At 39.9% G+C, this 22,399-nt stretch carries 22 protein-coding genes; 10 read left to right on the forward strand and 12 right to left on the reverse strand.

The genetic code is table 11. The features are described from left to right. Window positions 1-587: 587 nt before the first annotated feature. Complete coding sequence (locus C9J48_RS13460) at window positions 588-2,456, forward strand: sensor domain-containing diguanylate cyclase (protein WP_006230317.1); 1,869 nt, start codon at window positions 588-590, stop codon at window positions 2,454-2,456. A 98-nt stretch (window positions 2,457-2,554) separates the two neighbouring features. On the opposite strand, the gene C9J48_RS13465 is transcribed toward C9J48_RS13460, so the two are convergent. From C9J48_RS13465 to C9J48_RS13475, 3 genes are all read right to left on the reverse strand, one after another. Beyond that, window positions 2,555-3,154, reverse strand: a complete 600-nt coding sequence (locus tag C9J48_RS13465) for a DJ-1/PfpI family protein (protein WP_006230316.1) — start codon at window positions 3,152-3,154, stop codon at window positions 2,555-2,557. A 39-nt stretch (window positions 3,155-3,193) separates the two neighbouring features. Continuing rightward, window positions 3,194-3,517: a GFA family protein gene (locus C9J48_RS13470; RefSeq protein WP_242610815.1), complete on the reverse strand. Its 324-nt coding sequence runs from the start codon at window positions 3,515-3,517 to the stop codon at window positions 3,194-3,196. Between the two features lie 143 nt (window positions 3,518-3,660). Then, complete coding sequence (locus tag C9J48_RS13475; protein ID WP_006230315.1) at window positions 3,661-4,224, reverse strand: hypothetical protein; 564 nt, start codon at window positions 4,222-4,224, stop codon at window positions 3,661-3,663. A 234-nt stretch (window positions 4,225-4,458) separates the two neighbouring features. Here C9J48_RS13475 and C9J48_RS13480 point away from each other — a divergent pair, with 234 nt between their 5' ends. After that, window positions 4,459-4,830, forward strand: a complete 372-nt coding sequence (locus C9J48_RS13480) for a c-type cytochrome (protein ID WP_036803149.1) — start codon at window positions 4,459-4,461, stop codon at window positions 4,828-4,830. Window positions 4,831-4,963: 133 nt separating this feature from the next. On the opposite strand, the gene C9J48_RS13485 is transcribed toward C9J48_RS13480, so the two are convergent. The 8 genes from C9J48_RS13485 to C9J48_RS13515 all read right to left on the reverse strand — a co-directional run bounded on the left by C9J48_RS13485 (window position 4,964) and on the right by C9J48_RS13515 (window position 12,275). Continuing rightward, window positions 4,964-5,413, reverse strand: a complete 450-nt coding sequence (locus C9J48_RS13485) for an SMI1/KNR4 family protein (RefSeq protein WP_006230313.1) — start codon at window positions 5,411-5,413, stop codon at window positions 4,964-4,966. 180 nt (window positions 5,414-5,593) lie between these two features. Further along, window positions 5,594-6,034 carry a DUF2846 domain-containing protein gene (locus tag C9J48_RS13490; protein WP_006230312.1) on the reverse strand — a complete coding sequence of 147 codons (441 nt, stop codon included), beginning with the start codon at window positions 6,032-6,034 and terminating at the stop codon, window positions 5,594-5,596. Window positions 6,035-6,262: 228 nt separating this feature from the next. Next, on the reverse strand, window positions 6,263-6,799 hold the full coding sequence (locus tag C9J48_RS13495) for a GNAT family N-acetyltransferase (protein ID WP_242610814.1): 537 nt from the start codon (window positions 6,797-6,799) through the stop codon (window positions 6,263-6,265). A gap of 50 nt (window positions 6,800-6,849) precedes the next feature. Beyond that, on the reverse strand, window positions 6,850-7,647 hold the full coding sequence (locus tag C9J48_RS13500; RefSeq protein WP_006230310.1) for a class I SAM-dependent methyltransferase: 798 nt from the start codon (window positions 7,645-7,647) through the stop codon (window positions 6,850-6,852). 44 nt (window positions 7,648-7,691) lie between these two features. Further along, entirely contained in the window at window positions 7,692-8,045 is a 354-nt protein-coding gene (locus C9J48_RS28100; RefSeq protein ID WP_308811173.1) for a DUF6404 family protein, read from the reverse strand. 1,515 nt (window positions 8,046-9,560) lie between these two features. Further along, on the reverse strand, window positions 9,561-9,800 hold the full coding sequence (locus C9J48_RS13505; protein WP_006230308.1) for a hypothetical protein: 240 nt from the start codon (window positions 9,798-9,800) through the stop codon (window positions 9,561-9,563). A gap of 132 nt (window positions 9,801-9,932) precedes the next feature. Continuing rightward, window positions 9,933-10,403: an RDD family protein gene (locus tag C9J48_RS13510; RefSeq protein WP_006230307.1), complete on the reverse strand. Its 471-nt coding sequence runs from the start codon at window positions 10,401-10,403 to the stop codon at window positions 9,933-9,935. Window positions 10,404-10,760: 357 nt separating this feature from the next. After that, on the reverse strand, window positions 10,761-12,275 hold the full coding sequence (locus C9J48_RS13515) for a lytic polysaccharide monooxygenase (RefSeq protein WP_006230306.1): 1,515 nt from the start codon (window positions 12,273-12,275) through the stop codon (window positions 10,761-10,763). A gap of 462 nt (window positions 12,276-12,737) precedes the next feature. Here C9J48_RS13515 and C9J48_RS13520 point away from each other — a divergent pair, with 462 nt between their 5' ends. The 7 genes from C9J48_RS13520 to C9J48_RS13550 all read left to right on the forward strand — a co-directional run bounded on the left by C9J48_RS13520 (window position 12,738) and on the right by C9J48_RS13550 (window position 19,181). Further along, window positions 12,738-13,343: a DedA family protein gene (locus tag C9J48_RS13520; protein WP_006230305.1), complete on the forward strand. Its 606-nt coding sequence runs from the start codon at window positions 12,738-12,740 to the stop codon at window positions 13,341-13,343. Window positions 13,344-13,509: 166 nt separating this feature from the next. After that, window positions 13,510-14,643: an ATP-grasp domain-containing protein gene (locus C9J48_RS13525; RefSeq protein ID WP_036803141.1), complete on the forward strand. Its 1,134-nt coding sequence runs from the start codon at window positions 13,510-13,512 to the stop codon at window positions 14,641-14,643. 39 nt (window positions 14,644-14,682) lie between these two features. Beyond that, a complete protein-coding gene (locus C9J48_RS13530) occupies window positions 14,683-15,267 on the forward strand; it encodes a DinB family protein (protein WP_006230303.1) in 585 nt (194 codons plus the stop codon). Continuing rightward, complete coding sequence (locus C9J48_RS13535) at window positions 15,267-16,088, forward strand: NRDE family protein (protein ID WP_006230302.1); 822 nt, start codon at window positions 15,267-15,269, stop codon at window positions 16,086-16,088. The genes C9J48_RS13530 and C9J48_RS13535 overlap by 1 nt, the downstream gene beginning before the upstream one ends. Window positions 16,089-16,146: 58 nt before the next feature. Next, window positions 16,147-16,602 (forward strand): YHS domain-containing (seleno)protein, encoded by a 456-nt coding sequence (locus C9J48_RS13540; RefSeq protein ID WP_006230301.1) that lies wholly within the window; start codon window positions 16,147-16,149, stop codon window positions 16,600-16,602. Window positions 16,603-16,737: 135 nt separating this feature from the next. Next, window positions 16,738-17,277 carry a hypothetical protein gene (locus C9J48_RS13545; protein WP_242610813.1) on the forward strand — a complete coding sequence of 180 codons (540 nt, stop codon included), beginning with the start codon at window positions 16,738-16,740 and terminating at the stop codon, window positions 17,275-17,277. After that, the gene (locus C9J48_RS13550; protein WP_006230299.1) at window positions 17,274-19,181 is read left to right on the forward strand and encodes a bifunctional lysophospholipid acyltransferase family protein/GNAT family N-acetyltransferase; all 1,908 of its coding nucleotides are present in this window, start codon (window positions 17,274-17,276) and stop codon (window positions 19,179-19,181) included. The genes C9J48_RS13545 and C9J48_RS13550 overlap by 4 nt, the downstream gene beginning before the upstream one ends. A gap of 70 nt (window positions 19,182-19,251) precedes the next feature. On the opposite strand, the gene C9J48_RS13555 is transcribed toward C9J48_RS13550, so the two are convergent. Beyond that, a complete protein-coding gene (locus C9J48_RS13555) occupies window positions 19,252-19,923 on the reverse strand; it encodes a NapC/NirT family cytochrome c (protein ID WP_006230298.1) in 672 nt (223 codons plus the stop codon). 129 nt (window positions 19,924-20,052) lie between these two features. On the opposite strand from C9J48_RS13555, the gene C9J48_RS13560 reads away from it, so the two are divergent. Next, complete coding sequence (locus tag C9J48_RS13560) at window positions 20,053-22,368, forward strand: hypothetical protein (protein ID WP_006230297.1); 2,316 nt, start codon at window positions 20,053-20,055, stop codon at window positions 22,366-22,368. Window positions 22,369-22,399 lie beyond the last annotated feature (31 nt).

Genomic DNA, 22,399 nt, shown 5'->3' on the forward strand with positions numbered 1-22,399 from the left:
GTTCGTCATGTTAAATGGCTAACTTCAAATTATAAAAATGATGTTTATAGCCAGATATCATGCGGAATAGGTTATCTTAGCGCTTTATGCCTATAAAATGATACAGGGTGTGTGTGAAACTTTACCTGCTTTATCACTGCATATGATGCTGATCATGTTATTAATTCAAAGCCTTTATAATTGAAGGTTAGCGACTGAGTACACTTACTGTATACAAGAGTTGATTCATTGATGCTTGCGATAACCTATATTTGAAATGATGTATTTAACTATTGAGTAATCTATTGATTTAAAGCATGTCGTTATTAATTAAACCATACAGATTGATATACCACTTGTGAATGGTTGCGTATAATGCTGGCCATTAGTATACGCACTTGTTCTTGATTTCGTCATGATGAATCTAAAACCCTGGTGTAGGAGAGATCCGTCTCTTCAATGTTGAAGAGATTTTCTCGTAATTTTAAGTTGATTACTGGCTAGCTCTGATTATTTACAATAACATCCAGAAAAGTCACATCTTTTTAACGGTTCATTGTGATGATTTGTAGCCTGGAAGCATAAGTGCTACTCCATGAGTGAGAAAAATGTTTAATCTAAAACACCCTTATCGTTTAACGTTAACCTTGTATTTTTTAGGTTTTGGTGTGATTGTCGCATTGGTAACATCATTTATAAATTATAAAATTAGCTTTGTTGATCTTGATGAAGCGCTTCATGAAATTTCTAAATCTGAAGTTTCTTTTAAACGAGATTACTTATCTGGTTACATTAAAAATAGTGAAATACTACTGTCGTCGATAGTTAAAAGTGATCTGACAAAAGAATTTGTTCTATCGAATGATGTTAATGATAAAATAAATGCAACGAACCTTTTCTATGCTTTGGCTCTTTCTGATAAAGATGTAATGCAGCTGCGTTATATCGATAGTACAGGAAAGGAAGTGATAAGAATAGAAAGGGATAGTTCCACTGATGAGTTGGATATTATTTCAGATGATAACCTACAAGATAAAAAAGAAAGATATTACTTTAAAGAGGCTGCGACCTTAAAAGAAAATCAATATTGGTATTCGAATGTTGATCTAAATGTTGAACATGGAAGAATAGAACGACCATTAAAGCCGACGTTTAGAGTTGCAACACCGTTGATTATTAATGATCAATTCCATGGTGTTGTTGTCGTTAATTTATTGTTTGGCGAAACAATAAATTTTTTGTCTTTCTCTGAAAATTTCAATATTTACTTAGCTAATAGTGATGGCGATATTGTTCATCATCCAGATAATAGTCAGTCGTGGAGTGAATATTTCCCATCCTTGAAAGACTTGAATGGTATTTTCCCTAATTCAGCATCAAACATACTCACATCTAAAACTTTTTATGGCCCGGGAGTTTATTCATACTCCTTGGGTGATTTGTTTGGAAATAAAGATAATCTAAAAATTATATTTACACCTAAGTCAGGTGTAATGAAGAAAATGCAAAATAAAAATGTTCTCTCGGCGTCACTTATTGCACTAACCGTACTTGCAGTATCTTTTCCTCTTTCTTGGTTCGCAAGTATTATACCTTCACGTTTACAGTCAAAACTGTCTGAAGCTTACGATAAAATTAAAAAGAACGCTGCGGTTATTGATAAACACGTAATGATACTAAGCACAGACAGAGACGGGGTTATCAAGCAAGTAAACATGTGTTTTTCCGAAACAACTGGGTATGCTACAGATGAAGTGATTGGCAAGAAACAACGTGATTTGCGACACCGTGATACCTCTTTAGAAGCTTATGATGAGATACATGAACTTATTCTTACCGGTAAAGTATGGGAAGGTGAGCTCAAAGAAACAGACAAAGAGGGGAATGACTTATGGGTGCATAAGTTCATCACACCAGATATTAATGCAAATGGTATGATTGATGGCTTCACTACGATAGTTCAGAATATTACAGATAAGAAAAATATAGAGCTACTATCGATTACTGATAGTTTAACCGGGTTATATAATCGCTATAAATTAGAATCTGTATTATCGTCAGAATCTTCTCGCTGTGAACGATATCAAAGTGACTTTTCAGTCATCATTTTTGATATTGATTTTTTCAAAAAAATTAATGATACCTACGGTCACTTAGTGGGTGATGATGTACTCATTCACTTGGCACAATTGTTAAAAGAAAACACCAGAATAACCGATGTGGCTAGCCGCTGGGGAGGGGAAGAATTCCTCATTGTTGCTTGTAATACCAATCTTCATGAGGCGTTCATTTTTGCTGAAAAATTAAGAATAGTAATAGAGAACTATAACTTCCCTTCTATTGGTAAAATGACGATCAGTTGTGGTGTTGCACAGTATATAAATAAAGAAACAATCTCAGAATTAGTTTCAAGAGCCGACTTAGCTTTATATCAGGCAAAAAAAATGGGAAAAAATAAAGTTATCAAAGCGAAATAAGACCAAGAACTGCTCTCACTTCACTTCTGAATAATCAGCCCTGATATCTAAGCATTACGTCAGTAACCAAGTTTAATACAGGTTATTGGCGTCGAGCTTTATTTATTACATGATTTTTCGATGAATCCCATGCCTTCTTTAATGCGATTTAAGTTAGCCGTTGATGTGAGCTTTTCTACAACAGCGAAAGCAACATTCATTGCGGCTGAAGGGCTTCTAGAAGTGATTATATTGTTGTCGATAACGACAGGCTGTTGGATGATATTTACCCCCATCTCTTTCATTTGAGTTTGACGCTTTTCACTTAAATGGTAAGTTGTGCCGTTACGGCCATTAAGCACACCACTTTTAGCAATGGGTATTGCACCAACACAAACAGAAGCGATTAGCTTGCCTTGCGAATCAAAATCACGGATTAACGACAGTAATCTTTCATCGTATGCATCTTCATAAAATCCCGCACGACTCATACCTCCAGGAATTACCAGAGCATCGAAATGATTGATGTCTATTTCACTTAACTGGCATTCAGGTTCAATCGTAAAATTCCATGCGCATTTTACTTTTGAACGTAAACCAACAGTCACCAATTTAATAGGTTCTAAACCATATGTTGTTGTCCAGCCAAGCGCATCAGTAAATACACTTGCTTCGTATTCTTCTACACCCTGACATAGAAAGAGAATGACCTTTTTCACTGAAGCTTCCTTAAATGTACTTATCACTTTATTGGCAAATTAGTATATTGCACCATCTATTTTTCTTACTGGAATATTGTCTAGAATATCGTACTCCGCCATGTGCATGTTTATTGCTGTGATTTCTTTATCACATTTAGGTGTTGTGATGTAATGGGTTATGCAGCCACATAGGTTACATCGATGAAACTCAACTTCCTTATCACCCCAGATATAGAAAACTGACTTTTCTTTTGTAAATAGAACTTCTATGTCTTTAGGAACATAATAAGCCCACGATGCAGAGTATCGACGACAAATAGAACCGTTACAACTTGCCACTTCACTTGGCGTGTATAGAAGCGGTAATTTGAATGTTTCCACAATGACAAGTAACTTTCATTTTCCTTGCTCTATTATTCCCAAACCAAGGTGTACGCCGACGAAGCTAGCAAATAGCGATGAACTACATACTAAAGCTGCCTACTGTGGCGTATCACCTTGATTTAATTGCTATAACTTACTTTCTATAATTTAGTGATGAGTTCAATGTTCGATTTGTCTATTTTTAACATTGAAAGTTTATCAAGAAAATTAGTTATATTGGTTTTTGCAGAACCTTCATTCGCCATTCTTAAACGCTCGACACCACTAAATGCATCACCAAATGTCGCAGTGTAAGGAGCTTTTATTACTTCATCTAATATAATTTTATTACTGCTCTTCTCAACCAAAACGTATCTAATTGATGAAGTAACTTCCATATCTAACCCAAATGTAGGTTGTTCAACTTCCATTAGTGATGCTGATAGTTCGTAAGTTGGCAGGCTATTATCCGACAGTAAGTAGAGTGATTTTAGTGAACTTTTTAAAGCAGCTTCGAATTCTTTATTGCCTATTTCTGATGTCCACATTGGATTCGTGTCTTCTCCGCCCCCAACTTTATTAACTTCAATTGAACTGGTTAAGCCTTCATCAAAAGACATATTGACAGACTCGTCAACTTTCATGTTTTCTACTTTAGCCGGAGATGCACAACCAAACAGAAGTGATCCGGCAAGAATGATTGTTGATATTTTTAATAGATTCATTATTAAGCCACTGATTAAAAACTAAAAAGAGTATTTACTCTACACATGTTAATTCACGCGTTTAGTGAGACAAATAACATATTTTAATGTTGCGGGTGGTATTGATTGCCAAGGCTTATGGGTTTGTGTGGTAACTGACGTAGGTGGCAACTATCTGCAGGATCATGCTCTGACATTTTTTCGACATGACATACTGTATAAGGTGTTTAAAAAATGGCTTATATGGTGTCAAATATGAAAAAAATTATGTGGTGTACAGTTGTCTTGATCATCGTTGGAATAACTGGTTTTTTTGGAGTAAAACACTTTACTGATAATCAGTTTGGTACGCCAGATTTAACGAATGGAAAATCAAAATTTATTACTAATTGCGCTGTTTGCCACGGCTTAAAAGGGCGAGGGGATGGTATTGCTGCCAATACACTGACTATTAGCCCAGATGACATCTACGATGAATTAACTAATCCTTTGGGCTTCAAAAGTGAGTTAATCAGCTCTGTCCTGAATGGTGATAATGGGCAAGGTGGTGTAATGCCAGCTTTTAAAAATACCCTATCTGAAAGTGATGTTAATGATATCTTTATGTATATAAAAGTTATTAACTAAGCAAAAGTTTACATCTGTAACTAAAAGTAGTCGATGGTACGTATGGGCACTAGCTAGGCATATAATTGCCTAGCAATCTAATAATACCAATTCCAGGCGAAGCACTGATCACATACTCTGTTCGCATTATGTTTTAAAGTTCATTGAACTCATCTAGCCAGTCGATGAAAGAATCAGAGACTTTTTTAACGGTGCAAAGGCCATGGTTAAAAAACCATACGGGCACATCTATTTGCTTACTTGCACAATCGGCAAGTTTAAAACAAAACATGTTTCCCTTACAATCAGATGCAAACAAAATATGCCCCTTTGGCATACCGCCCATTTCATATAACTTAGATAGTGAAAATACATCTTCTAGGCTTAAAAAATCTTGTACTTCAGAAATATCGGAGCCTAAATCACAAATTTTAGTTAACACATTTGGAGTGTGAACCAAGCCATACGTAGATATTAAATATCTGTATGAGTCAGGTAACAAAACATTTAATTTTGATTCCAACTCTTCAATGTCATGATTATTTATTGGAACCATGGAGTTTTTACTACCCCAGTTTTTTACAAATAGATCAATACTATTCATTTATGAATACTCAATGACTTTTAACGCTTATAATAAGTAGCACTATTATATACCCAATACGCCACACTTAACCTGATAACCGTAATAATTACCTAAATTGCTAAGTAATAGTGTCTACTTTATTGTTTGTTAAGGCAAGTAGCGCTCAACTTGTACACGCTACTTGCTATTGAATGGCAGTTAATAATTTGAAACTGCAAGCTTTGATTCATTTACGCCATTTTGCCCCGCGACCTCATCAACTTGTTGTAATTTACTGCGAGCAGACATAATCCCCATTTTTACTTCTTGCCATATGTAATATATACGGCCATTAGCAACATCAACCTCTAGTGTTGAAGTGTTTTCAGCTTCTGATTTAATTACATGCTTGCCTTCAGGTAATTCTGTATAAAGGTATGTATTCGCTGCGGTGCTCCCTAATGGCTTATCGTTAACGTCAACATCCATTGTAATAGCAGCACCAAGTGTTTCATTTCGATAAATGTAAACTCCAGCGACATCCGATGGAGCCTCAAACCCTTTTAATTCAGCGTCTTTAGATGAATCAGCCATTGGTACACTTGCACAGCCAGTCATAAAAAGGGCCAGCCCCCCCGCCATTAGTAATTGTTTAAACATATGAAATCCTTATCATCAAAAATTATATTATTAAATCTAACCAACACTGTACATCATCGATATACCAGTGTTTTTCATTGACTTAAAGTTTTGCGAGTCATAGTTGATAACAACAATAACTGCTTAAAATTATGTGGGGATCCGCTAGTACTTAACATAAGTTACGTCACGATGAATTCACAAATTACAATGAACGCCAGTGTGAGTTACGCGTCCTGTTGATGGCCTTTAACTGGCTACTTCAAATTGTATGAAGAACATTAAGAGGTCAATATCAATACTTTTAGACTGTGTGTAATTTTGTCCTACTATATTCGAGACGGAAGATTCCCAAAAATGTAATGCGCGAGAATTTTCTATTAGCACCCGAATTTGCCAATTACCCGATATTAGTTGTGTTACCAACTTAAACGCTCTTTTACCAACACCTTTTCCATTGAATTTCCGTAGCACAAAAAATTGTTCGATATCATTAATCGATGGATCTGAAGGATACTTTCGGATCAAAACAAAACCAGCTAATTCCTGATCAACATAAATAAAATAGGGGAGGTGACATTCACTTTTCCAATAAATATCGAACTGCGATTTATTATAGCCAAAGTGACCATCTTGATTGGGCGATAAAGCTAAAAAATCTGACATCTCATAAATATAATAATGAAATAAATTTTCTAATACATTGCGATCATCTTTATCGATTGTAACCAATGATACGTCCATATTTCCTCTGCCAGTTAACGCCTGCAACTTACGAGTTACCACAAAATACCATAATTCCAAAACTGCGGAGTAAAACGTGTTACTTAATGTTTTTAAATGGCTTTTCTTGAGATCACCAAACCATGATTACTTGAACCTAAAAGAGATGGTTCATCACACGTTTTTAGATGGTAGCTCAACCACGTTTTATATTGTTCTGGAGTGAATTTATTTACGCCTGACGAGATGTAACGTCCAAAGCCATCAGTGGCTACATGGCGCAATTTAGTAAAACCATGTTCACTTACAAGGCGTTCTATTTCAGACGGAGATGCAAAGTAACCCACGTTAAAAAAGCTATCGGCTAGCTTATTTGGAACCAAACCAGATTCAAAGAGTGTGGATAGAACCTCAGGAGTAACAAGTTCTGGGAATCGCTGAGCAAACATACCTGCCACAAAGTAACGCGAGATATAGGCAACAGCTAAAACACCACCTGGTTTTAGAATTCGATGTGCCTCTGAAATAGCTTGGTCTCGCTCTTTTTGTGTTTGCAGGTGGTACAATGGGCCAAGAATAACGCAAAGGTCATGTGAATCGCTTTCAACAAACGGAACTGAACAAGCATTACCTTCGTAAATTGAAAGTGTTAAACCTTGTTCTGTTGCTTTGCGTTTTAAGATATTAACTTGATCAGGTACGAGCTCGATCGCAGTTGTTTCACAACCCATTTTTGCAAAATTGAGAGAGTACCGTCCCGTTGCAGCACCTTGCTCTATTACCTTTATTTCTGGTGTAAGATACTCCTTCAATACATGCATTGTCGTATCAAATTCCATCTGAGTAATGAACTGCCTAGTAAGACGTCCATCTTCGTCTACACCTGTATATTGATCTATTAATTCTTGCAATGATGCCTCCTTTTTTCGAGACCAGTTAATATTTTATTAGATTTTCAACGTAAATCATTCCATTTGGTTAAATTATGCTTCCTGAAGGTGAACCCATAATAAAATGCCATCGTTAATCCAAATAGAACACCAGCAGCTAATGCCGTTATTACAGCTCTAGATCGCTCCATACCATCAGTTTCCCATACAGAAAACCACATGATTACTCCCCAAGACAAACAAAAATAAGTAGATGAAGTAAGAAAATTAACAATAAAACTGCTATAAAAAGGAGGACGAAAATTTGCACCTAACCACCTAAATATGCGATGTAACGGTGGATTATAATTAGACTTCCAGATTCCTGCATTACGCAACTCGTCATGCGCTGATCTAAGTCTACTTTCATAAGATATAATTAATAATTCCTTTTAAAATCGTATATCTCATAACAGCATAAACATAACCGCTTTAATCGACGTAGCTAGCTGCTAGTGTATGCCAAACCTTTCCCCTAATTACTAGGCGGAGTAGTGTTATCGAAACTGAGTGCCATCCACTTGATATTTTCATGCACGTGATTAATATTGGCAGTGGTTTATAATGAGTAGATATAACTTAATCGTTCATTATTGATTAGTATTCCAATATCGAGTAATCCAATACATAAATTCTCCCTGGGTCTATTGAAAATAGAAAACTAGTAACAACAATCTCAATAACCCTGTCTGTCTTGTCTTGTTATTTTTTCGCAAAATACTTATTACGTTAAGCAGCCGGTTTAGTAGGGTAAAACACCAAACTAAGTCTCTCAACGCTTACTGATTGCCATTTTAGCTCGTTATGTACGGAAAATAATACAAACAGTGTCTGAAAGTTAACGTTAATATCAATACATATGATATTGATCATGTTATTAATTCGTACGGATTATGATTTGAAGGTTAACCAATAAAAAATCATAGCTTTAGAGGCAATGAAAAATGTCTAAAGAGCAGTTGATAACAGCTAGCAGTAGGCGAAAGGCATATGGAAAATAATTAGAGTAGCAAGGTAGCTGAAAGAGCTACCAAAGAAGTGCCAAGTCGGTTAATAACAGCTATTATTTTTCTAACAGTCAGCACTATACGTTGGCTGTTGTTAAATGAATGAGTAATGCTCTTACCCATACATGCGACGTACATAGAGCTTTTTGGACTGGTGATGTAAAAATCTGTTTTTATTCTACGTTTAAAAATTAAATATATGTTACTTTCATTATGCGCATGCTTTCTTGCTGAGGTATTTGGGTAATCTATTGATTTGGATGGTTTTTTAGTGATGAATTGAAATTCAGAAGCATATGTTCACATCTCATTAACTGTGATGTTGCTCCCAGATTTGAGTGTCTATTAATCTTCTAGAACAGCGATTGTGCATATGAGCATTTATTTGCTTATTTATATTGCCTTAATCTTATTAAGAGATTATAAAACGCCTGCCAGTGATTAAATACTAGAAAACACAAGAATGGATTCAACAAAGTGCTTATAAGTCACGTAAGGCCAGCAAAGCAAACACAGCATCATTAATTATAATTCCTAAAGGATAGGTTAATGATTTGTCAATGTTGTAAAGAAACGACTAAGTATGTCAAGGTAAGAAGAAGTATTGCATTAAAGCTATTAGGTTATAAGTCAGTGTTTAAATGTACTGGTTGTAAAAAGATAATAAAGCTTAGATGATTGAGAAGATTTAAATAAACCGCCTACGGGCGGTTTTTTATTCCAAAATTCGATTCCCTTTACAAAGTCTGTCAATGAGAGGCTTAATTACCATTCTACTTTGTGCGGAGAGGCAGTTAATCAGTAGTTCTCACTTTAACAGTAAGCAGGTGTTGGTTGTTGGTGTATGTATCGATGAGTGTAGTCATCGCTCTGTTTACTTGTAATATTTTACTGAATTCCGCCAAATAAGCCTGCAACTAAACTGAATATGGCATACTCTTTCATTCGGTCACCCGAACTATTCTTATGTTTATCAATCGCACTATCAATTGTATTGGCTCTAATTCTGTCACCACTTACCACGAAATCTTGCATTAAGAGTTGGTTTTTCTCTTCTTCAAATGTTGGTGAACTTACATCAATATAAGTGAACGTTTTATCATTTGTAAAAAATTGCAGTTCTTTCATTTCTTCATCTCATTTTAATGGTTGAAATTAATGCTCATCAGTAAAAAATAAATGACCTTTAAAATGATTTTCGCTTACTGACGCGAACTGTCTAAGAGTTGCATTGACAGAAAAAGTGATAGTCAGTTATAACTATACATTGAATTTAACGCATTCTACTCCGCGATTTTGCGGACGAATAACGACTGTTTTTGCGATCTTGTCGTGCCAGCCTTGTTTCTTATTATCCCAACCGACCCACATCAGCCCTAAGCAAAGTGGAATAGTTGAAATAAAATAGCCAAAATATCTAATAATATATTGTTTCGTTGTTGGCCGTTTCCCTGTATCTGCGTCGACAATAATTGCTTTAATTGCCATTTTTCCTGGTGTTGCTGATTTATAAGTCCAGAAAATAATAACGGCTACTAGAGGGAATATATAATTCATGATTACATCTACAAACCCTAGTACAAAATCATCTGAATACAGATATGAATCACCATAAAACATGTACATAAGAGGGGCACTTATCATAACGATAATGATGGTATCGATTAGTGTTGCACCGACTCGTGACCAAAATCCGACATATTCAAATTTGCTTTCTTTTTGTACGTTCATACCAATATAATTCCGTTTAATCCCACTAAATAAAGCTAAAGACAGTCATAACCATTAAAGTTGATTTAAAAAATAGTCATCATCTTAAACCATGATTTAGCAGCTTAACGTTCACTGAAAGCCATTCTAGCCCGTAATGTATGATAAATTATACAAAGCATGGTCAAAACCTCACGGATAACATTTATTTTTATGATGAAAATCTCGGTATTGATTGTTACTCATTATTGGTTGAAAGTTAATCACAATAAAAATCACTTCGCTGTCAGTTCAAGCTATTCGCATAAACTATAGAAAACCGCTTACAATATCGTAAGCGGCTGCGTTGACGACTTAACGAGTAAAAAAGGTACTAACTTAACGCCAAACACCCCATTGGCCTGTAGTGCCTGGCTCTTCACCGCGAGTCCACCATTGTGCCGTCCATGTTTTGTCACCGTGGGTAACAATATCATTGGCTACGTAAGTATTGCTTGCACTCCATGCTATACCATCAGGCTCATCGGGATTGACCGGAGGATCGACAGGGTCTACTGGCTCTGTCGTGTCTGATGGTTCAACCACGAATGAATACACTTCTTCATCGCTTGAGTTACCGCTGCTGAGCACTAACTTGAACGTTAACTCATGACGTACATTCGGCAAGTCAGCAGTTTTGATGATTAGCTCATTGTTCGATCCAATAGACGTTTGCACAAGCGTACCACTTGTTTGTAGCCACTGAATATTTGTTGCATCCCCTTTGCTTTCAGACTGGGTAAGTACCACATAATCACCGTGTACAACACTGGCGTTGTTCAGTGTTTTCAGTACCTTTGGCGAGATTACCGCGTCTAGGCTATTGTCATTAGTTGTGATAGAAAACTCACTTGATGCACGTGAATCTTTCGAGTTGAAATAGTTGCCATGTAAATCATTTTGGAAATACATGTAGTGGCTCATTTCATCGTGCCATCGACCAACAAAGACGTTACCTTCGTGATTTGATTCATACCAACCATTCACTTGTGAGGCGAGTAGTCGATCCCAGTCGTTTTTGTTATCGGCAGTGATTGTTAGCGAGAATGAAGAATGCTCTTCACCGTACTTATTGAATACTTTGTAGTTAACCGAATCGCCCACAGATACTGAGCTTAAATTGATGTCTTGCGGAATAAAGGCATCACCTTGCACAAGGTACGGTTCAGTTGGTTCTGGATCAGGATCAACCGGTGGCAGGGTTACTTCATCATTCACAATTACAATGTCACTACAGTTGTAGAAACCTTCACCAACTGGATCGGCACGCTGCCAGCGCACGAACAAAATTGCATTACCTACACGATCGGTTGGAATCGTTACATCTATGCGATACTTACCGCCAACAACGGGCACATTGCCCACTTCCTGGATAAGCTCTAGATCGCCCCATGCCAATGATTTTGAGAGATCTGCATTTGGCTTGGTTAAGTAAAATTGCCAAAAAGAAGGGTTGTGTGGTGCAGTTGCATTGAACACGTATTCAAATGTACCGGCATTGACTTCGACACGTGTCCAGCCTTCATGCGCAGCGCCCATCCCTTTTTTCTGTGGGTCATTGGCGTAACACAATGTTCCGTCTGGAATGGCATTCTTTACTGTTTGTATATTGTTGTAATCTGGGATGTTAATTGAGTATTCGTTGCGTTGCACAAATTGGTAGGTACCTGAAATTGATTTTGCTTGTGCGCATGCAGCATTCGGTGGTGTTCCACTCCAAATTCCACCTTGGTTATAACAAATTTGTTGTCTTGCCTCTGGGTATTCTGACCACCCATGTGCCTGTACTTGTATGCTGAATAGCATCAAATACACCGATGTAATAGCAACGGTTAACGTTGTTCTCCATAACATATGATTGTTCCTTATTATTTAGCCTACTGATAATTATTTTTATGGCCGTACTAAACCTACGCATAAAAAATGCGAATAAGGAGTAAAACGGCTTTGAGCACGTAAATAATAGTAACTATAATTTTAATAACCTGAACGGTTTTGTGAAGTGGAAGTAAGCTCATATAAACAATGACTTATGAAATGCTTTTTCGAACATTCCTTCCAAAAAAATCGTAGAGAAAAACCGCGAAAAATAACATTTCTGAACGTTAAACTAAAAGGTTTTGAGCTAAGTACTGTCTGATTGAAGTGTTCAGGTAATACTTGTTATATCAATAACGCTATATTTAATATGACCACCTTAACGCCTTTATTTTGATTAATTTTTTAATTTTAACGAAATTTTTTACTTGGCACGTAGGTCTTGTAGATAAGGCCGTTGGAATTGCGGATGAAAAGTGAATAAGCAGGAGCAGTAAGATGGCAGAACAGGCGATCGTGAATTTGGTTTATCAAATTGGGGCAGGGGATGCACCGTTTACCTTATTTTTCGCCATTATTCTGACGTCGTACTTACTGGAAGATGTTGCGATTGTCGCGGCTGCCGTTCTCGCTGCGAATGGTTCACTATCGTTACCACTTGCGGTATTGGCTGTTTTTGCTGGGATTGCGACGGGCGATTTAGCCTTGTATTACCTTGGGGCGTGGTCGTCACATTGGCGAGGTTTTCGTTACGCCATATTAACCAACCAGAGCATGCGCAGCGTGCGCCGTAGATTACAGCGCAATACTGCAACCAATATTTTTATTATTCGCTTTATTCCTGGGCTACGCACGCTGGGCTATGCCTTGTGCGGTATTTTTAGAGTGCACCCGGTGCGATTTTTAACCGCGGTACTTGCTGCAACCGCAGTATGGACAAGTGTGGTATTTACGCTTGTTTATCAGCTGGGTAGCCAAGCGTGGGTACAAGCCAGTGCATATAAATGGTGGTTGATTCCGATTGCAGGGTTGATATTGCTAATCTCGAACCGCACGGTTAAACGCCGACTACAGCGGCCATTAAAGCGCCCTTCATTTTCATAGTTGTTAATTGGCTACACAAGAAACGTTAGTGTAATTACGTTTATAACGATAAGCATATTCAATTTTAGGGAAGAGGCAAAAAGCCATGACAGTTAAGTCAGTATTACAGCATCCACCTATTTCATCTGCGCCTCTTACGTCTGAGCATATTTTAGAACGAGAAGTTTTGCATCCTCCACAGTTGTTGGTCATTGAATCGGTTAGCCCTGTGAATGTTGGAATGCCAGAAATGGAACCCGACACGGGAGTGAGTGTGTCGCGTTATGAGTTCTGGCCCGCATGGTTTTTCTATACGCCAGTGGTGATGCAAAGTCTGTGGTATGGGGTGAAATACCGTAATTTTGCGCTACCGTTAATTGCAAATCCGAGTATTGCACTTAGTGGCATGGTAGGTGAATCAAAGCATGATATTTTGTCTTTGGCGGGTTCAGAGGCAAAAAAGTGGATATCGCCATTTGTCACGTTAACGCGTACTGATATGCCAGAAACGGTACAGTTGAACGATGCATTGTTGGCAATGCGCGATGAAGGTATCGATTTTCCTATTGTAGCGAAGCCGGATATGGGGTGCCGCGGTGTGGGCGTGCAATTGCTTGATAGCGAAAAAGGGGTACTGGAATACATTCGTACTTTCCCCCTTGGTGCTCGTTACTTATTGCAAGAAAAAGCGCCGTATGATGCCGAAGCAGGGGTGTTTTACATTCGTTATCCCGGTGAAAAGAAAGGTCGTGTAACGTCTATTACGTTGAAATACTCTCCATTAGTGGTTGGCGACGGTATGAGCACGTTAGCGCAATTAATTGAAAATGATCCCCGAGCTGGGCAACTTAGTCACTTGTATTTACCGCGCCATCAAGACAAGTTGGACTGGGTGCTAACTGAAGGAAGTCAGTTCCGTTTAGCATTTGCGGGCAGCCACAGCCGAGGCTGTATTTTCCGCAATGGTAATGAATACATTACTGAACAGTTAGCAGAACGTCTGGATCATATTTTTAATGACTTATCGGGATTTCATTTTGGTCGGTTAGATGTGAAGTTTCATGACATTAAAAGTCTGATGAAAGGTGAAAAACTGACTATTCTTGAGATAAACGGAGCCAGCAGTGAAGCCGCCCATATTTGGGATCGGAATACGCCCCTGAAAGACATCTTTAGCACCTTGCTGGTTCAGTATCGCACCTTGTATGAAATAGGTGATTTACAACGAAAAGCGGGCCATAAAACACCCTCGCTATGGGCATTGTATAAAGCATGGCGTGCCGAGAAAGCTTTAGTCGAGCATTACCCCGCGACAGATTAAATCTCGTTGTAATTTAATGAATAAGAAGAAGAGGTAATTATGACAACACCTGTTAGCTCAGCAACGCACGGTAACCCCAGCATTTCGCCTTTGGTCTCGGATGTACATGTATTAGATTCTTGTGTAACAGGCAATGTAGATGTGATTGAACAAGGCATTGCGTTATTAGACACCTTGAGTGACGACGATTATCAACATGTGGCTACCCCGTATGTAAACAGTAGTATTGGTGAGCATTTTCGCCATAGTCTTGATTTGTATTGCTCACTGATGAATGAACAAAAAACAGGGATTATTGATTATGATTTTCGTCGACGTGGTGCGCCTGTTGAAGCATGTCGTAAAACAGCATTACGCGAATTTGAACACATTAAGCAATGGTTGCTGGCTTTGCGCAGTAATGATATTTACCGCCATGTGGAAGTGAAAACCGAGGTATCGCTACATCAACAGTATTCAGAGCAGTTAACGTCGAGTATGGCGCGTGAATTGATTTTTGTGGCAGCACATGCGATCCATCATTATGCGCTAATTCGCGTGTCGGCATTATATTGTAATGCCGAGGTTAGTGCTGATTTTGGTATCGCACCTGCAACCGCGAGTTACTTACGAGGGCAAGTCTAATGTGTACGGCAACTTGGATGCTAACGTCTTCGGGCTATCAAATTTACTTTAACCGTGATGAGCAAAAAGGACGACCAGAAGCCTTGCCGCCAACCCGCTTCGATAACACGGGCACTGAGTTTGTGATGCCAGTGGATCCGGTGGGAGGCGGCAGTTGGATAGCAATGAACGAGCATGGTTTATCCTTGTGTTTGTTGAATTTCTATCAAGGGAAAATGCCGCAGAAACCGCTAATCAGTCGTGGCTTACTGATTAAGCAGCTTGCCAATTGTCAGACAGCACATGAAGCATTAGCCACGTTAGATACAGTGCCATTACTGCATTATGCACCTTTCAGTTTAATGTTATTTGACCCGGCGTTAACGCAATCTCATGGTGAAGTGCTGGGTGTGTGCTGGAATGGTATTTCACTATCGACTATCACACCGCAAGCACCGATGGTGTCATCGGGGGTCGATTTACATAATGTGACGGCATACCGCCAAGGGGAATACCTGCGCTATATTGAACAAGGAGTGACGGCTGAATCGTTACGTGCGTTTCATGCCAGCCACGTTTTAATGAGGGACGAATCGTTAGCATTTAAGCGCAATGCATGCCATAGCCACCTTTCTGCCTGTATGCACCGCGACGATGCGCATACCGTCAGTTTCACTCACATTGAAGTGACCCCGCAGTTATTAACCATGAATTATCATGCCGGATCACTTTGTGCAGATGAAAGTTGTGAAAAAAGAAAAATAAATGGAAATAAAAACCCGACTTCCTCGTTCTTATTAGTCAGGAAGATGATTACTGCACCAGCAGAACTCATTATTTAATATATTACGTAATAAGCATTAAACGTTAAGTTTATGCCTTTGTGAGAAAAGGGAATATATGAAAGCATTAATGGGATTACTTTTATTATTCGTGAGTGGAACTGTATTTGCTGGTGATGCTATTTATACAGGATTCTTTAGTAATAAAGCCTTAGATGGTTACGACACGGTGGCCTATTTCACCGAGGGTAAACCTGTAAAAGGGAACAGCGTCTACATTACTGAATATAAAGGCGCAGATTGGTATTTTTCATCTAAACAAAATCGTGAGCTGTTTGTGAAGAACCCAGATAAATATACCCCGCAATACGGTGGGTTCTGCGCTTGGGCTGTAGCGGCGAAGAACGACCGTGCTCCGGGTGATCCACTGCAGTGGACTATCGTAAAAGATGCTAACAATACGGCTAAACTCTACCTTAACTATGACAAAGAGATCAAACAACGTTGGGAGCAAGATATTTCAGGCTTTATTGTGAAGAGTGATAAAAACTGGCCGACACTATTAGCTAATTAACGGCTATGAGTAACGTCTTATAAACAAGCATTGAAATAAATGCTCTGAAATAAACGTGACACCCCTCATTTATTAATCGCCGTGCTGACACGGGCGAGGGATACGTATATGCCTAAAAAAGAGAAGGACTACTTTATGAATATAACTACACCGACAGCCAACTCACGTCCAGCATTATTATCGTTAGCGGGTGCCCTCTCGCTTTTTATTGCTTTTATCTTTGTGCAATCGCTGTTTTTTAAATTCACTAACTCGTACGAAACCCAATTTATTTTTGGCACCTTAGCTGGGTGGTCTGGTTTTTCATGGTTTGGTACGTATGGCGGTTATTTGATTGGTACAGCAGAGTTGATTGCGGCTGTACTGCTGTTTACTCGTTTTCATGGTGTTGGCGCTGTGATGGCGGTAGGAATTATGGCTGGCGCGATATTTTTCCACCTGTTTACGCCGCTGGGTATTGTGATGCCAGAATTTAACGCAGCAGGGCAGATGATAGGCACAGACGGTGGTTTGCTGTTTGGTATGGCGTGTTTGATTTGGCTATCAGCAGTTGTGCTTGTTGTGCGTGATAGCCGTCAGCCTCAAGGTTTGTTGCATCACGTTATACATCACTTTCTACGTTTATCGCAGGGGCATTCTGGTGGCACTGATACCGAAAATGGAGGTGCCGTATGAATCCGCAAAGCAGTCCGTTTCGTTTACCGCGCGTAACCCCCTTTGGTTTAGGGGAATCTGTTGCAGAATGGGCGACAGGTTTAAGCCAACTTGATGCGCTATATCAGCAGCGACCAGCAGGGTTAAGTGCTCATGCTTTCATGCGTTATACCCTCGATGTGCTGGGTATTGAGTATCAAGTTACTAAAGGCAGTTTAGAGAATGTTCCGCAAAATGGCGCAACGGTTGTGGTGGCGAATCATCCTCTGGGCGCGATAGAAGGCGTGATGCTGGCAGAACTACTGGGGCATGTACGTAATGACATTAAAGTGCTGGCAAATCATTATTTAAAGCGTTTACCTGAAATCAGTGAGTTGTTTATTGCAGTAGATGTGTTTGAAGGCAAAGAGGCCATTAAAGCCAATATAAAAGCAATGCGAGAAGCTCATCAGCATTTGGCCGAAGGGGGATTACTACTGATTTTTCCAGCAGGCGAAGTGTCGACCTATCAAGCTGCGTCAGATTCTGCCGAAGACGTGCAGGCTATGCCACACCGCTTGATCGACAAAGCATGGAGTCGCTCGGTGGCTAAATTGGTTAAACGTAGCCAAGCGACCACAGTGCCGATTTTTATTGACGGTCACAATAGTAAAACCTTTTACAGGGCTGGAACTATTCATCCTATGCTGCGTACCTTGTTGCTGGGGCGTGAGTTGCTGAATAAGCACAATCAAACTATGTCGATCGCCATTGGTGATGCAATTCCTTTTTCTGAATTGAAAGTGTTAGATCGCGACCAGAAAGTCGTGAACTACCTGCGACTCAACACCTATTTATTGAGTGCGAATAATTCGTTACAAAGCAGTGACAATACTCAGCCATTAATCAATAACCCAACGCCTCATGAATCCACGACCCATGAATCTACAGCCTACGAATCTAAGGCTCATGGATCCGTCGCTTGTGAGTCAGAGACTGAAATCGCTGGTGAACCCGTGATTGCGGCAATTCCCCCTGCTGTGTTGCAAGCTGAAATGGATTTGCTTGAGCCGAGTTGTCACCTGTTAACACAAGGGGCTTTCGATGTGTACTGCGTGCGATCTGCTGTGATTCCAATGATGATGCAAGAAATAGGACGTGTACGTGAAATTAGCTTTCGTGCGGTGGGTGAGGGCACTGGGTTTGCGTGCGATGTGGATGACTATGATCCGCATTATCACCAACTTATTGTATGGCATAACACCCGTCACGAGTTGGTGGGTGCTTATCGTATGGGGCTGGTGGATGAGTTGGTCGAGAAACAAGGTATCGACGGTTTATATTCGCGTAGCTTGTTTAATTATGATGAAGCGTTTATCAATCAGTTAGGTACATCGATAGAGTTGGGGCGTTCTGTGGTCGCCGCGCCGTATCAGCGTAGTTTAAGTGCTTTACTACTGTTATGGAAAGGCATCGCGACGTTTGTTTCTCGTCACCCGCAGTACACCCATTTGTTTGGCCCTGTCAGCATTAGTAATGACTACAGTTTGGTGGCGCGTCATCTTATGGCATCGACCTTAACCGTTCATCATTATGACAACGACAAAGCGGCGTTAGTGAATGCCACTACACCATTGAAAGGCGATGGACAGGCCTTCTGGCATACCGATATGCTGTCTGCGTTAGGTGATGTGCAGCTGTTATCAAAAGTGTTAAGCCGGTTAGAACAAGGTCGGGGTTTGCCAGTATTACTGCGTCAGTATCTTGGTTTGAAAGGTAAGTTGGTGTGCTTCAATGTCGATCCTGCATTTAATGATGCTTTAGATGGTTTGATTGTGGTGAACTTGGCGCAAGTACCCGAAAAAACCTTGGGTAAATACATGGGGCGTGAGCAAGCTAAAGCGTATTTGGCTACGCATAATATTGCCAACCAACCTCCTTCGTAAGGGCTACATCACCCAGAAGAATCCACAATATGGCTGGTTGGTGTCAGCCTTCCTTGGCGTTTGGTATTGATTAATTATTACTTATGTCTTTGATGTGTTTTAGCAAGTCATCACTATCAAGCGGTGGTAGATCTAGGTTGAGATCGGGTGGGGTGACCATGGGCACTTCATCGGGAAACAAGCCTTGAGGTAGCTGGTGTGCGATGCCTCGATGGCAATCTATACAAGTACGTGCCGTACCGTACAAGAACTCGTGCTTCATTTTTTGTTGTACGTCAGGGTTCATATGCTGTAATTGGTGGCAATTTCGGCATTCGCGAGAATCGGTTTTCTGCATCGCCTTCCATACACGACGTGCCATAGTAAGACGGTGTTCTTCAAATTTCTCCATATTATCGATTGTGCCTACCATCTTGTGATAAAGCTCCATAGAGGCTTGCATCTTGCGTATCATTTTATCCACCCATGGTTCTGGCACGTGGCAATCAGGACAACCAGCCTGTACACCACTTCGATTTGTATAATGCACACTTCTTTGCCATTCAGGAACAACAGCTTGTCGCATTTCATGGCAACTAGTGGCGCAAAAGGCTGTTGTATTGGTCATTTCCATTGCGGTATTAAAACCACCCCAGAAAATAATACCGACGAAAAAGGTAATTATTCCACCAATGGGAATTCCAAATAACCACCATTTTTTTGGTAGTGACCAAAGCTTTGCGGGTAATAAGTTGAATTTCATTTGAGCCCCGACAACATAAATTAATTTTCAATGGATAATCGAAAATAAGTAATATTCAGGCGATATTTTGATTCTAGTATAGTATTAAATGAAGTTGTTATTTGTCATCGAAAGTATTCGGGAGCGACTATGTTTCAGCTTATCGATAGGGCTATGCGTTGCTTTTTATTTATTCTAATTCTCTCTTTACCTTATGTTAATGCAAGTAATACTGGTCAATTCACTGGCTGTTTAAGCTGCCATGAAGGGATAGCTGATTTTTCTGAAGGACCGATGACTCTGGCTATTACTGCAATGTCAAAAACCTTTGATAAGCAAGGGTGTACAGTCTGTCATGGGGGAGACCCAACAGCTAAAGATAAAGAAAAGGCGCACGCTGGCTCCCCAGAGTTACTGGTTGAATTAGGGGGTGCTCAGCATTTTTACCCTGATCCCGGCAGTATTTGGATAGCCGATAAAACGTGTGGTCTATGCCATGCTGGATATGTAGAACGAGTGAAAAAATCGCTCATGGGTACTGAAGCCGGTAAATTACAAGGTAACCTTTGGAGCTGGGGAATAGTTAATGATCATAATTCTAATTTGGGGAATTATGATATTAAAGATGAAGATGGTCCTGTCCCCAATATAGGTACTCCAGCATATAAAAAATATATGACTCGTCTTGCTGAACAGCACCCTGATCAATTTCCCATTGAATTATCACAAGTTCAAGATGTAAATGTTGATGATATTCCCGACCACCCCAACCTTGCTGGTATAACATATTCTAGACAGCAATGTCAGCGTTGCCATGTTGGCGTTAGTGGTTCACAACGACGCGGTGATTTCCGTGGTACAGGCTGTTCATCATGTCATGTTCCTTATGGTGTTGAAGGTCTATATGAGGGGGAAGATCCCACAATAGATAAAACGGTGCCAGGGAAATTACTTGTTCACAAAATGCAGGCAACGCGTAAATCAAAGATCACTCATAATGGGCTCACATGGTCGGGAATACCGTCTGAAACATGCCGTAGTTGTCATAATCGCGGAAAGCGGGTTGGCCCAAGCTTTAATGGGATAATGGAGTTTCCTTATGGAAGTCCGTATACCCCAACGGGTGGTAAGCAAGAAAGCCTGCATGGAAAATATTACACTGAAATTGAAGCTGATGTGCATCACCAGATCCCAAGCCGAGAAGGTAACCCTTCAGGTGGGCTTCTATGTCAGGATTGTCATACCTCTATTGATATGCACGGTGATGGCAATATTCCAGGTACAACTCTGGCACAGGTTGAAATTGAGTGCTCAGATTGTCACGGCACGCCAAGTAAATTTCCTTGGGAATTACCGTTAGGTTATGGCGAAGAGTTCGGCGGTAAACTCGATGATAAAGCACGAGGTTTAGCCCATAAACTACCGAAGTTCATGAAGGTGGCGACAGTTTATGAAAAACGTGATGGTTACTTGCTGTCAGCAAGGGGGAACCCACTCGGTAATGTCGTTAAAGATGGCGATAAGGTGGTCGTGCACTCTGCTACTGGTTTAGACTTCAATGTGCCGGTATTAAAACAAATTGCAGATACCGATACTTGGAAAGACCCTTCAGCCAAAGTAGCCAAAATGGCCATTGATAAGCATATGGAAGGAATGGAGTGTTACGCCTGTCATGCCAATTGGGCACCTCAATGTTATGGCTGCCATATAACCGTTGATTACTCTGAAGGAAAACAAGATGCAGACTGGATTGCGAATGTGAATTCGGTGGGCAAAGATGGCCTAACACCAGATGCAGTATTAGGTTCGAAAGGATTAAAATCGGCTGGTAAGGTTTCTGAAACGCGTTCGTACTTACGTTGGGAAACACCAATTTTGGGTATTAATGGCGAGGGTAGGGTAACCCCATTAATGCCAGGGTGTCAGGTGATAACGACCGTTATCGATAAGGATGGAAATACCGTTGTTCACAACAAACTTTGGGGTACACCTGAAGGCAACGGGTTAGATCACTCTCCTGTGCAGCCCCATACCATTGGGCGGAAATCAAGAGATTGTGAATCTTGCCATAGCGATCCTAAAACATTGGGTTACGGTATTAGTGATGGCGAGTATATGAGTAATATTAATAAGCCATACTATGCTGATCTCAAAGATGCTCAAGGTAAGGTTATTCCTAAAGAAGCCAAAGTTCAGATTCAACCCATCCCTGAACTTGAGCATGATCTTTCGAAGATCGTCGATCGTGAAGAAGGTCAGATCGTTAGTATCGGTTCTCACTGGCCATTGGCTGGTCCGCTGCCCAAAGAGATGCGTGACAAAATGGAACGTTCCGGTACTTGCCTAGGCTGCCATAGCAAACAGCAAGATGAAGAGTTTTGGAACAAAGTTTCTCAGCCCGGGTTCTTGAATAATGAGCAACACCAGAAGGCTGTACAAGAAGCAATTGAGGCGAAGGCTAAGTAATACGGGTGCAATAACGTATAGCAAAGGGTGA

The sequence above is a fragment of the Photobacterium profundum genome (assembly GCF_003026285.1).
In the GTDB taxonomy this organism is placed as follows: Bacteria; Pseudomonadota; Gammaproteobacteria; order Enterobacterales; family Vibrionaceae; genus Photobacterium; species Photobacterium profundum.